The sequence below is a fragment of the Bacillus sp. P14.5 genome (assembly GCF_003316765.1).
Taxonomy (GTDB): domain Bacteria; phylum Bacillota; class Bacilli; order Bacillales; family Bacillaceae_B; genus Rossellomorea.
The window spans coordinates 1-12,957 of the sequence record NZ_NIJF01000039.1 but is presented as its reverse complement, the minus strand read 5'-3'; the positions used below and the strand labels follow the sequence as shown (position 1 = coordinate 12,957).

The 12,957-nt window shown below is 43.3% G+C and carries 9 protein-coding genes and 1 pseudogene; 3 read left to right on the top strand and 7 right to left on the bottom strand.

Annotated elements, in window-relative coordinates; translation table 11 throughout:
* Positions 1-121: 121 nt before the first annotated feature.
* The 5 genes from B9Z54_RS04450 to B9Z54_RS04430 all read right to left on the bottom strand — a co-directional run bounded on the left by B9Z54_RS04450 (position 122) and on the right by B9Z54_RS04430 (position 6,671).
* Positions 122-1,582, bottom strand: a complete 1,461-nt coding sequence (locus B9Z54_RS04450) for a M20 family peptidase (RefSeq protein ID WP_113927297.1) — start codon at positions 1,580-1,582, stop codon at positions 122-124.
* A 332-nt stretch (positions 1,583-1,914) separates the two neighbouring features.
* Complete coding sequence (locus B9Z54_RS04445) at positions 1,915-3,405, bottom strand: peptide MFS transporter (RefSeq protein WP_113927296.1); 1,491 nt, start codon at positions 3,403-3,405, stop codon at positions 1,915-1,917.
* A gap of 745 nt (positions 3,406-4,150) precedes the next feature.
* Entirely contained in the window at positions 4,151-4,762 is a 612-nt protein-coding gene (locus tag B9Z54_RS04440) for a hypothetical protein (RefSeq protein WP_113927295.1), read from the bottom strand.
* Entirely contained in the window at positions 4,756-5,793 is a 1,038-nt protein-coding gene (locus tag B9Z54_RS04435; protein ID WP_113927294.1) for an ABC transporter permease subunit, read from the bottom strand. Before B9Z54_RS04435 ends, B9Z54_RS04440 begins: the two co-directional genes overlap by 7 nt.
* Complete coding sequence (locus B9Z54_RS04430) at positions 5,790-6,671, bottom strand: ABC transporter permease subunit (RefSeq protein ID WP_113927293.1); 882 nt, start codon at positions 6,669-6,671, stop codon at positions 5,790-5,792. Before B9Z54_RS04430 ends, B9Z54_RS04435 begins: the two co-directional genes overlap by 4 nt.
* A gap of 550 nt (positions 6,672-7,221) precedes the next feature.
* Between B9Z54_RS04430 and B9Z54_RS04425 the strand changes: the two genes are divergently transcribed.
* The 3 genes from B9Z54_RS04425 (at position 7,222) to msrB (ending at position 9,646) form a co-directional block, all read left to right on the top strand.
* The gene (locus B9Z54_RS04425; RefSeq protein WP_113927292.1) at positions 7,222-8,049 is read left to right on the top strand and encodes an AAC(3) family N-acetyltransferase; all 828 of its coding nucleotides are present in this window, start codon (positions 7,222-7,224) and stop codon (positions 8,047-8,049) included.
* Positions 8,046-8,456 carry a VOC family protein gene (locus B9Z54_RS04420; protein WP_113927291.1) on the top strand — a complete coding sequence of 137 codons (411 nt, stop codon included), beginning with the start codon at positions 8,046-8,048 and terminating at the stop codon, positions 8,454-8,456. The genes B9Z54_RS04425 and B9Z54_RS04420 overlap by 4 nt, the downstream gene beginning before the upstream one ends.
* Before the next feature lie 230 nt (positions 8,457-8,686).
* Entirely contained in the window at positions 8,687-9,646 is a 960-nt protein-coding gene (msrB, locus tag B9Z54_RS04415; RefSeq protein ID WP_113927290.1) for a peptide-methionine (R)-S-oxide reductase MsrB, read from the top strand.
* Between the two features lie 111 nt (positions 9,647-9,757).
* Here msrB and B9Z54_RS04410 read toward each other — a convergent pair whose 3' ends face one another.
* Both B9Z54_RS04410 and B9Z54_RS04405 read right to left on the bottom strand, forming a co-directional pair.
* Entirely contained in the window at positions 9,758-11,554 is a 1,797-nt protein-coding gene (locus tag B9Z54_RS04410; protein ID WP_113927289.1) for a M3 family oligoendopeptidase, read from the bottom strand.
* Between the two features lie 282 nt (positions 11,555-11,836).
* Positions 11,837-12,957, bottom strand: a pseudogene (locus tag B9Z54_RS04405) (MFS transporter); the annotation flags it as partial.

The following is a 12,957-nucleotide window of genomic DNA, read 5'->3' as shown; positions in this document are numbered from 1 at the left end:
TACCGTGAATTAGAGCTTTTTCTTACCAAATGCCTATTAAATAGCAGCATTGTTTACCTGAAAGATCTTTTCTACAAAACAAAAACCTGCTTCCTTGATGGCAAGCAGGTTTTTTGATTATTTATCGATTGCTTTCTCTCACAAATTCAATATAAAATTTTACGGAATTAAGATAGTTTTCTACACTGACATGTTCATTGGTACCATGCATCCGGTTCAAGTCTTCAGAGGTGATCTGTACTGGAAGAAAGCGGTACGTATTGTCTGCAACACTGTCATAATGTTTGGCATCCGACCCGGCAACCATCAGATAGGGGGCGATGACGGCCTCGCTGTAAACATTCCTTGCCGCCTGCTGGATGGTCTTGAAAGGTTTGCCTTTCAAGGAAGATACCTTTGTTGCTTCGCTTCCCGTCACTTCAACAGTGATGGCTTCATCCTCAATCGTCTCTTCAATGAAATGCTTCACATCTTCCAAGGAATCACCTGGCATGAGTCGAAGGTTGATGATGGCACTTGCTTCCTCTGGCAGAGCATTATATTGTTCCCCGGCCTGGAATATTGTTGGAGCAATCGTAGTTCTGATTAATGCTGCTGAGGCCGGCTCTTTCAATAACACTTCTTCAATAATCGGTTCAAAGATAAATTTATTTGAAAATATATACTTCATCCCGAAGCTCATTTCAGGCGCCACATATTCAAATAAATCTTCTCCAGGCCCTCTAAGATCCTCTGCGAACTGGGTATCTTCCAATTTGGCTATGGCACCGGCGATTCTGCCGATATTGGTCCGGTTCTGAGGCTGGGAGGAGTGTCCGCCGCTGCCCTCGATTGAAAGTTTTGCAGTCGCGGAACCTTTCTCGGAAATTCCGACTACGCCAACAGGTGAGTCGACACCCGGCACCATGTTTTCCACTATGGCGCCGCCTTCATCGAGGACGTAATCAAATTGGACGCCTCTTTCTTTAAGTAATGCGGCAATGGCCATTGCCCCTTCTTCTCCGCCGATTTCTTCATCATGGCCGAACATGAAGTACATGTCTCTTTCCGGATGAAATCCTTCATTCAATAGGTGCTCAAGGGCTTGAAGAATGCCGATTACGCCAATCTTATCGTCCAGGGTGCCACGCCCCCAGATTTTCTCCCCGGAAACCACCCCGCTGAAAGGGTCTTGTTCCCAGTTTGCTTCCGTACCTTGCAGGACAGGAACCACATCATAATGGCTGGTCATGCCAATCGGTTTTTTAGACGAATCTTTGCCTTTCCAGGTATAGATGAGTGCATAATCATTGACTCTCTCCAAATCCAATTCACGATGAACAGAGGGATAGCTATTTTCTAAAAAATCAATGAAGCGCTGGAATTCCTCTAGATCCAATTTGCTGCGGTCCTGATAAGAAATCGTTTTGTAAGTTATTGCTTCAGAAAGATTATTGATCGCCTTTTCTTCATCCAAAGCAATTTTCTCAGGATTAGGGGCAGGTTGTTTAGATTGGATTGTAAATGCGTTGAAAGCGGTTACAATAATAAACACTAAAATAAAACTGCCAAAAATTAAAAAAGCATGCTTCCAGTATTTCAACAGGGACCCTCCCTTTTTACTTTAGTTTAATGCAGGAGGTGAACTTTGGAAATGAAATTCACTTATATAGTTTTCGACAGTTTTTTACGATGCTCTTTTCAGAAGGTTGATTTGGTATAAATAGTTGCTTCCGGAAAAATCCCAAGAACTTGATTTTTCCCCAAATACTAAGGCTTTTCTCTTTAATCGGGGGTAACAGTTCCCTTCTTTTTAGCTTACCAGGATTTTTTAAAAGTGAAGGAAGGCGTTATCAAAGGAGTTTATTAGCAACAAAATTTATGAAAAGAGCATTATAAAAAGCCTGAGGACTCCCTCAGGCTTCTCCACCTTAATTATTTTATGCCTCTCATAAACTTCTGAATAATAGGGGCGATGACAAACAAAACGATTCCCAGCAGTATGGCTGCGCCTCCGATGGATCCAAAATAAATGATCTCGTTAGCAGGTGTATAGAACTTCACCAGCTGCGCGTTCAATGCTTGTGCCGCGGCACTGGCAAGGAACCAGACACTCATGGTCTGAGCTGAAAAGGCGACGGGCGCTAGCTTAGTGGTTGCAGAAAGTCCCACTGGCGAAATAAGCAGTTCACCTAATACAACAATAAAGTAGCTTAGAACAAGCCATAAAGGACTTACAAGCGCATCTCCGCTAATGTAGCCGGGGATAAGAATGACAAGGAAAGAAAGTCCTGCGAACAATAATCCCATAGAAAACTTTTGCGGGATGTTCGGCTGGCGGTCCCCAAGCTTCACCCACATGGACGCGAATACAGGAGCCAGGATAATGATGAACAATGGATTCAAGGATTGGAACCATCCTGGAGAGATGGAAATCCCGGCGAAATCAAGATCGGTTCTCTTATCCGCATAGCTTGCAAGGATAGTCGAGCCTTGTTCCTGGATTGCCCAGAACATGACCGCTGCAATGAAGAGCGGGATATAGGCGATGACTCGGGAACGTTCAATTTCATCCGTTTTAGGACTGAAATACATGACAAAGAAATAGATAGTTGGGATAAGGATACCGAGAATACCGATTAAGTTGATGAATGCTTCGACAGTAAATAATCCATTTGGAATCAGCACGGCCAGCAGCCCGCCGATTACAATAATGGCAGCACCGAATATGATAGAGTACTTTTTCTTCTCAGAAAGTGTCAGCGGGTTGCCGACATATGTGCCTGCCAATCCGAGATTTTTCTTCTTCGTTACCATAAATACAATCAAGCCTAACAGCATACCAACGGCAGCAATAGCGAATCCCCAGTGGAATCCGTATGCATCAGAAACCGATGAGGTGAGCAGCGGCGATATGAAGGCACCAAGGTTGATCCCCATATAGAAAATACTGAATCCAGCGTCCCGGCGGCTGTCGCTTTCTGGATACATTTCACCTACGACACTTGATACGTTCGGTTTCAGTAAACCGGTACCAATGACAATGAAGACCATTGATACAAAGAACATGGAAAGGCTTCCAGGAATGGATAAAGCAATATGGCCGAACATAATCAAGATCCCGCCGTAGAAGATTGCTTTGGATGTTCCGAATACCCGGTCGGCGAGCCAGCCCCCAATGACTCCTGACATATAAACAAGGGCGCCATAGATGGACATGATGGAAAGGGCAAGGTTGTCATCAAGTCCGAGTCCGCCTTCTGATACTTCATAATACATATAGAAGACAAGAATGGCTCTCATGCCATAATAAGAGAATCTCTCCCAAAACTCAGTGAAAAATAACGTGAAAAGTCCTTTAGGGTGTCCGAAAAAACCTTTTTGCGGGACACTCTCTACAATCTTCTTTTTATCTAATTTAGACATGTGTGTACCTCCTCTGAAAATACTTTACTATAATAATTACTTTTATTGTCAATGTCAAAATACTTAAAAGTATGACTAGTTTAAGTATTGAGAATAAAAGAAATTAATAGGAATTTAGGTATAGTGCCGGCGCATTATTCTGATAGTTAAAATTATTTCGATATAACAAAATGAGGGAGTATACACCTGGATATTCAATGAGGTAACAGCAGAGGGAAACAAAAAAATCCCCTGGATCTTATACAGCCAGGGGATCTTCTTTATTTTTTCAATTTCATCAAAATGTTGCTTTAGTAGGGTTTTTAGAATTGCTGGATAAATAAGAGAACCTGTGAACTTTACCAAAGGGTCTTTTCGTAAGGCTGTTTTCGCAAAGATTGTGGCTATTTTAAAAGGAATGGATTTCCACTCCAGGCGCGCGACTCCGCGGGGCGGGCGTTGAGCCTCCTCGGCTTCGCCTGCGGGGTCTCACCTGTCCCGCTAGTACCGCAGGAGGTCGCACGCCTTCCGCTCCAATCCTCCTCCGTACATGCTCCCCATCTTTAAATAGAGGGCAGCTCTCTTCTCCTATGTTACCAGAAAGCTTCGTAAACTTTGCTGCTAATCCCATAACTCACCGAAATAACACCGGTAAGCAAGAAAGAATAGAGCTGCTCCCTCTTTTAAGAGAGTAAAAGCTTAGTAGCCGGGGGAAGATCCGGCTCTTGTGATTTTTTCGAAAGGAGCAATATATGCGGGAACAGCCTTACCAAAAGGGGTCTGCGTTGGCAGGGTCTGAATTCAGTTTCATTTTACCGCTATAGAACCCGTGGTCTGAAGGCTTTGGTATGGGTGCAAACCGTATGATGCCTGTATACGTCTTTCCGTCTTTCTCATATTGATAAGCACCTTCGCTGTCCCCGATTTTTTCACCGAGTTCCCCGTATTTTTCTTTAATGGGAGGCGGCTGTAAATCGGAAAGAAATTCAACGGTGAGCTGATATCTTTTTTCCCGATCCCCTCTTTTAAGTACAATTAAGAATGTGCCGTCTTCGCTCACTTCCCCTGTGCCGGTCAGTATAAAGTCTTCAAGGGGCTGTACTTCGGCATTCATGATTTGTTCCATTGCGGCGTCATCCGGATATTCCTTCAGGCCGGCCTGGAGGACACTTCCCTCAGGCAGATTTGTCTGACCGCGTACCACCATCTTCTTATCAAATTGCACACTAGAATCCAAAGTGATAATTTCTTCTCCTGAAACGACTGGGGGAGCCTTTTCTTCTTCAGCGAGGGTTTCATCCACTAAAACGACCCTGCAGCCTGCCAGCAAAGTAAGAAGGGTAAGGCAGGCCAAAAGGGAAGCGGATTTCTTTAACATGCCTTTTTCTCCTTATCAGCAAAAGAGAAGTCTTCTCTTTTTGGCTGATTGCTGGAGGATGAGAGACGTTGACTGCTTTTCTTTCTAAGGCGCCTCATGCCGACATGGCTGCCCTCAATAAGTACAGACCTTAATACTGAGCTAATCTCATTTACACAATAAATTGATACAGCAAAGAATAGGAGCGGACCCAATACAATATAAGGTTTGATGAAGACCTGCTGAATATTGATACTGATCGTGGCAGCCCATTCATTTATAGCTGAAAAATAGACGGGGATGCTTTCCATGATTCCGAAATTAGCTGTCATAAGCCCTCCAAGACAGATTTTCAGAATTCCAAGCTGGATCAAAAGAAGGAGTGTCTGTGACAGCTGTTCGGAAAACAAAACTATCGAATGGCGGCCGTAATGCGGCAGTAAATGTTTTTTAATCAAATGAAAACGGCTGGCACCCATTTGTCTTGAAACATCGACGAATTCCTGTTTCATGAAATCATTCATCCCCTGCCCAACATACATGCCAAGGGAAGGGATGACGATGAGAGCAATAACGATCACTTCAATAATCAAAAAGCGCATGCTTGTGAGTGCCTGAGCTTCGTAAGCCATCTGAAGCGGCTGGAGAAGGATGTAACCGACAATCGCAAGCGGGATGAAATTGAATGTATCCCAAAAACCTTTAAAGCCTGAGCGCAGCCAAGAGGGCATGAAAGCATACAGCAGGCCAGTCGCAAATCCGCCTGCCATCCTCAGGAGTGCGATGGCCAGGGCACCAAGCAGGGTATACTTGGCACCATCCATAAGCAGAAGGAAAATATTTCTGCCAAGCCTGTCACTTCCCATAGGAGGCATTTCTGAAGGAGAATAAGGTGATCCCGCGATGACTTTACCGGTCTCCGAATCTCTTATATATGGAGGTCCTTCATTCTGAAAATCCGGATAGAGAACAGGGACAAGAAAACTTCCAACAATCATGGCTGCCAGGATGGCAAAGGGTATCCAAAACCGTAAAGATTTGAAAATACTCATACCTCAATCTCCCCTCCAATGGTTTTGGTCAAAAGAATCCTGCCTATGCTGAAGATGATGAAGAATGGTACGTAAATCATCAGCATGCCTATGAAGAACGCACTTGGTTCTGCTGTAGCTGTTTTTAGCAGAACAAACATAAATCCATTAATATTAAACAAGATTTCGATGATAAGCAGGTTAGAGAGCATCAATAAGAAAATCGGTTTAATGTGATAATAGAATTGAATCCAAACGTTCCTGAACAGATGAACCCACAAGGTATAGGCTTTCGAATAGCCTTTGGAAAACGAATATTCAACGTATGGTTTGTCTTCTTCCTCTCTTATCTGAAACAGGAAGTGCTTTGTTAGAAAGGCAATCGGCAGGACCGCCAGACAAACGATCGGCAGCACATAGATTTTATCTTCGCCCAGCTTGTATATATCAAACATGAGGATATCCGTCTGTTTAAAAAGCCAGATGATGAATAATTGCAGAAGTACAACGATCATGACATCAGGCAGTGAATCGAAAAGATCCAGCATCCGCATGCATATCCGCTTTGCCCACCGTGGCAGAAACATAATCAGATAGCTGACGAAAGCCGAAACAACGACCGCAATAGAAAAGGCTGCTATCAGAAGAAGAAACGAGTAGCCGAACAGTTGCAGCAGCATAGGGAAAATTGGATAGTTCTTACCGTCATCATCTACAATAATAGAAATCGACCCGGGGTTCAGGACATCATGGAAAACCTGCTTCAAGGTGTGAAAATACTTGGCGATATGTATGACGAGCTCATGGTCATAGAAAAGCAAAGACCCGGCCGCACTAAAAAGAAATAATCCTGCGCATGTCAGCAGGAACTGAATGGGCAGCCATAATACTTTATTCAAGGGTAAGCCTCCTTTTTAATCGATAGGGCAGTGGTTAGCTGCCTTTTCTTTATGGTTAGAAAATTTTAAAAACCATTAACTTTAGACTATGTTATCCGCGGAAAGCTTCATCGCCCGAGGGTTCGTACCCACTGGAACGGACTTAGCCCCCTCGGGGTCAAATAACCCTTAGAGAATAAAAGGAAAGAGCGCCTTTTTTTCTCTTGAGAACATTTGCCTGTCGGGGCTGTTCAGGGCGCTTCCGCTTTTGATCCGTCCAGCTTCAGCGCCCAGCCCCTCGGGGTCAAATAACCCTCAGAGAATAAAAGGAAAACCCGCCTTTTCTTCTCTGAGGAACATTTGCCTGTCGGGGCTAATCGGGGCGCTTCCGCTTTTGATGTTACAATAACATTTCAAATTTTTCAGAATATTTCATTCTAACTATAGCATTTTCTAAAATTTGGTTCAACACTGAGTATAAATTACCGAAAATTGAAAAAATATAATAAATTGTTCATAATAAAAATGATATATAATTTCTATTCAAGTAGAGAGTAAGGGGAAGTTTATCATGACAGAAAAAGAAGCAATTCAGCAATTAGAGAAACCGCATACAACTGCCAGCCTGATTGAGGATTTTAGAAACCTGGGCGTTGAAGAAGGGATGGTCCTTATCGTACATTCTTCTTTAAGCTCTTTAGGTTGGGTGTGCGGAGGGGCAGTTGCTGTAGTAACCGCCTTGATGAAAGCGGTAGGGGAAAGGGGGACCCTGATCATGCCCGCACAATCTGCAGATAACTCCGACCCGTCAGAGTGGGAGAACCCGCCGGTGCCGGAGAGCTGGTGGCAGATTATCAGGGATGAGATGCCTGCCTATGACCCAGGGGTGACCCCTTCCAGAGGGATGGGGATGATCGCCGACGTATTCAGGAGTTTTCCTGGTGTAAGCAGAAGCAGCCATCCTATGTATTCCTTTGCAGCCTGGGGAAAACACGCTGATTATATTTTAAGTGAGCAGCCGCTTGAAGAAGGGTTTGGACCGCGCTCTCCACTGGCTAAAATTTATGAACTCGAGGGCAGCGTGCTTTTGCTTGGTGTTACTCATGAGAGCAATACCTCCCTGCATTTTGCAGAACACAGTATAGGTAACCGCGAGAAGGCCAAAAAAGGGGCAGCCCTGATGGAAGATGGAAGCCGGGTATGGAAAGTATATGAAGAAATTCTATATGATTCGGATCCATTTGAAGAATTGGGAAAAGAATTTGAGGGAATACATACGATTAAAACCTCAATGATTGGCAAGGCAGACTGCAAATTGTTGGATCAGAGGGCAGTAGTCGATTTTGCCCGGGAATGGCTTCAAAATAACAACGAAAAGAAGGGAATGGAAAACAAATGAACCAAACATTGTTAAGAGTAGGAACGACTTATCTTCCAGTCCAAAACCCGGCGTCTTCTGCTCAGTGGTACTCAGTCAACCTCGGAGCTGATATAAGCTACCAGGATAGCGATAAGGCCATCCTGAACTTAGCCAATCAGAGCTTTTTTCTTGTGAAGGCAGGCAGCAACCAATCGGCCGGTTTTTTTAATCATAAGGGAGAGGAACACTTTTCGTTGACCTTCGAAGTGGACGGTCTGTCTGCGTTAGAAGAACTTCACAAGAAATTCAAAGAGCAAAAGATAAAGACCGGAGATATAGAAGACCGGGGACATGCCGGCAGGAACTTTGTCTTTTGGGATATGGACGGCAATATGTTTGATGTATGGAGTGAGCTTAGTCCTGATTTTAAAAGGCTCTTTTCGTAAAGTTTGTGGCTAATTAATACTAATTCCCGAAAATACAACCTTAATTCACCGGAATAACCTAGTTAACATGAAAAGAAAAGAGCTGCAACCTCCGATCAGAATTAATACCCTTAGTATCCGGGGAAAAATCCGACTCTTGGGAATGCGAAAACAGCCTTTTAATAAAAGGTATGCAAAAGAATAAAATGTTTCACGTGAAACCATACATACTCTAAATAAGGGGGCCGACAATGACACAATCACAATACGAAAGAGCGACCTTTACCGGCGGATGTTTTTGGTGCATGGTTTCTCCTTTTGATGAGAGGGAGGGCATTAAAGAAGTGGTTTCCGGATATACTGGAGGCCTGACTGACAACCCCTCCTATAAAGAAGTGGTATCAGGGGAAACAGGACACAGGGAAGCTGTTCAAATCCTCTTCGATCCTGAAGTTTTCCCATATGAAGACCTCTTGAAGCTATACTGGCAGCAGATTGATCCCACTGATGATAAAGGGCAATTCAGCGACAGGGGAAATGCGTATACAACAGCTATCTACTTTCATAGCGAGAAGCAAAAGGCACAAGCGGAAGAATCGAAAAAAGAACTGGAAGACAGCGGGCGGTTCCAACAGTCCGTGGCGACAGAAATCCTGCCAGCCCAGGTCTTTTATCCTGCTGAAGATTATCACCAGGATTTTTATATAAAAAATAATTTCAGATACGAACTTTACCGCAGGGGGTCTGGCAGGCAGGAGTTTTTGAAGGAACACTGGCCAAAGGATACATCACATCTTAAGGAAAAGCTCTCGGAGATTCAATACCATGTCACACAAGAAAATGGCACCGAGCCTCCCTTCAAGAATGAGTATTGGAATAATGACAGGGAAGGAATCTATGTTGATATCGTTTCAGGAGAACCGCTTTTCACGTCAAAAGACCAGTACGACAGCGGATGCGGCTGGCCCAGTTTCACAAAGCCTGTCATGTCTGCAAGCGTAAAAGAAAAATACGATTTGAGTCACAGAATGACCAGGGTCGAAGTGCGAAGCCGTGAATCCGATTCCCACTTGGGACATGTTTTTGAAGATGGTCCAGGCAAAAACGGGCTGCGGTACTGCATCAATTCAGCAGCACTGAGATTCATCCCGGTGGAAGATTTAGATAAAGAGGGATATGAAGATTTCAAGATTCTATTTCCTGGAAGGTAGATGGAGAATGTATTTCTGGAAAGTCCCAATAGACAGTGTTTTACTGCAATTGGTTGATAGGAAGACGAAAGCCCCGTCTACTGACGGGGCTTTCGTCTTCCGTCTATCAAGTTAAGAGGATGTAAGCCTGATGAATTCCTCAGCATCGTGTACACATAACTTCATGCCTTTTTCCCAGAATGCCTCAGAAGTAATATCTTCTCCTAAATGTTTCATAACTAAATCCTCTACAGTCATGCTTCCTGAATCACGCAGCAAGGCGAGGTAATCACTTTCAAAATTTTTTCCTTTCTCCTTTGCCTTTGCATAAATGCCCAATGCAAATAAATACCCGAACGTATAAGGAAAATTATAAAAAGGAGATTCAGTAATATAGTAATGAGGAGTCCATATCCAAGAGTGTATGGAAGCCTCATCAAGGGATCCGGCATACGCCTCATGTATGGCTTCTTCCATTAACTGATTGAGGCGGTCGGCAGGAATAATTCCTTTCTTGCGTTCCTTGTATACTCTCTGCTCAAATAGAAACCTCGAATGAATGTTCATAAAATTCATGACGCTGCGTTTTAATTTTTCATCCAGTATAAATAGCTTTTCTTCTTTTGACTTTGCCTTTTTCATAGCTGCATCAAAAATGACCATTTCAGAGAAGGTTGAAGCCGTTTCGGCAATACTCAACGGATACCGCTTATTCATACCATTTACAGGAATCATGGCATGATTGTGGAAGGCATGCCCCAATTCATGGACAAGGGTCAACACATTTAAAAAAGTACCGCTGAAAGTCATGAAAACTCTCGATTCACCAGTGAGCGGAAAGCCGGCACAAAACGGAACAGCTGACTTGTTTGGACGGTTTTCGGCTTCTATCCACCCATCATTGAAAGCTTGTTTTACAAAACCTTCTAATTCTGAACCAAACTGACTAAAGTGCTCCGTAATAAATGCAGCAGCTTCTTCAAAATTCATTTCTTGGTTGCTTTTTGTTATCGGAGACCAGAAATTATAAGCTTTCATACTAGAATTCCCTGTCAGTTCAGCTTTCCGCTTCAGATAGCTGGAGAAAGGCTGTTTATATTTACTGATCACTGCCCACATTGCATTCAATGTTTCTTCTTTCATCCTGTTTCGTTTCAAAGGAGCTTCGATCGGATTTTTAATTCCGCGCTTGTTATCGATTTGTATACGAAATCCGGTAATGTGGTTGATTATTTTACTGAATAGGTCCTCTTTCTCTTTCCATATAGCTTCTAAGGCATAATGAGCTTCTTTTCGTACTTCCTCATCAGGATGGGATCGCAAGTTAATGGCTTGCCCGACCGACAAGACCTCTTTTTCTCCACGAACAGTAATAGGGACCTTGATACTGCTAACGAGGGAAGAATAGAAATTTCCCCAAGCATGGTATCCATCGGCCATTAGATCAGAAATAAGAGCTGACTCCTCTTCAGACATATTTTCATTCGCTTGGCTCCGCCATTCGTTTAGAATGAATTTGTATTCGGATAAGTCTCCGGCTTTTAGGTGCTCTTTCCAAACATTTCCCTTGATGTTAGTTAATAGCTTTTTTACTTTGGATAATTCTTTTTCGAAAGGTGCTTCGTGTTGAGCGGTTTCTCCACGCAGTCTAACAGCCTCTTGATTCTTTGGGTTTTCTGCAAGCAGACAAGTGATAAACGAATTTGCTTGAGAAAAATGCAAACGGATATTCCCGATGCTTTCTACTAAATTGAAAATCTCCCTTGCGCCCATTTCTGAGGCAGGAGTACGTAAAGTGTTTACACTGCCCTTCAATTTATATATCAATGCTTCTAATCTCTCGAGATGCTCTGAGAATTGTTTTGAATTGCTTTTCCCCTTAAAAATTCCATCTAAATCCCACCTATTTGGATAACTTATTTTCTCCATATGTAACATCCCCTTATATAAGTCATCTTAACGAACATACATTCTATACTAACATATATAAGAGGCGGAAAATTCATGAGTATAACAATTCTGCATTTAAAGTTCTTTAGTGTATCCACTCTTGAGTGATATACGCATGATTTGCTTGGTGATATAGAAGGACATGCCATTTCTTATGATCCTTGTTATCAAAATAAAACGTCCTGTGCCAATTCACAGGACGTTTCATATATCAGTTATGGTGTATCCTAAAGCAAAACTCTACTTCTATTTGACAGGCATTTACATCTTCATATTTCCAGCATCTATAGGAGCAAGATGCTGCTTCGGCTCAGGAACACGGGATAGAATAATGATGCCGATGATGAACAGGATGACTAGGCTGAAAACACCTGTGCTGGAGTCGCCTGTCACTTGGGCTGTCACCGCGACAAGAAGCGGTCCCATGATGGAGGCAAATTTCCCAAAAATATTGTAAAAACCGAAAAATTCATTAGAGTTTTGCTTTGGAACCAGTTTGGCGAAATAGGACCTGCTTAAAGCCTGGATCCCTCCCTGAGATGTCGCCACAAGCATTGCCAGTATCCAGAAGTCTAATGTCGTTTCCAGGAAGTAAGCATAAATACAGACAAAGATATAAATGATGATTCCCACATAAAGCATTTTCTTTCCAGTGAACTTTTCAGAAAGCCTTCCGTAAAGAACGGCAAATGGAGCAGCCACGACTTGGGTTACAAACAGGATGATGAGAAGGCTGGTGGACGAGATGCCAAGGTCCGATCCGTAGGCTGTCGACATCGTGATAATGGTTCCGACGCCATCAATATAAAAGAAGTAGGCGAGCAGGAACAAGAATAAGGCACGGTATTTTTTGATCTCCTTGAATGTTTTCGCAAGACGCCTAAAGCTGTTGACGACAGGCTTCGGTTCAGGCTCAATATAGTAGCGCTGATGAACATTTCTGAACATGGGGATTGCGAACAGCCCCCACCATAAAGCCGTTATCAGGAAGGCAATCTTGCTTGCCACAGTAGTCGAAAGGGGGATGGTCCCGCTTTGAGACAGTACAATGATGGCAATGCTGATGAGGAATGGAATGGTGCTTCCGATATATCCCAGTCCATAGCCTCTGGCAGATATCCTGTTCATTCTTTCATCCGAGGTCACATCGGTAAGGAAGGCGTCATAGAATACATTTGCCCCTGCGGAACCGACTGCAGCGAAGGTATAACATATTAATAGAATGAGCCACTGGTCACTTGGAATGAAGGCAAGGACGGCTGTAGCCGTGACACCGAGCCCAAAGAAAAAGTAAAGAATTTCTTCTTGAATCCTTTATAGTCAGCAATGGTTCCAAGAATCGGACCCAGCATGGCCAGTATAAAGGTGGCAATGGCAATGGT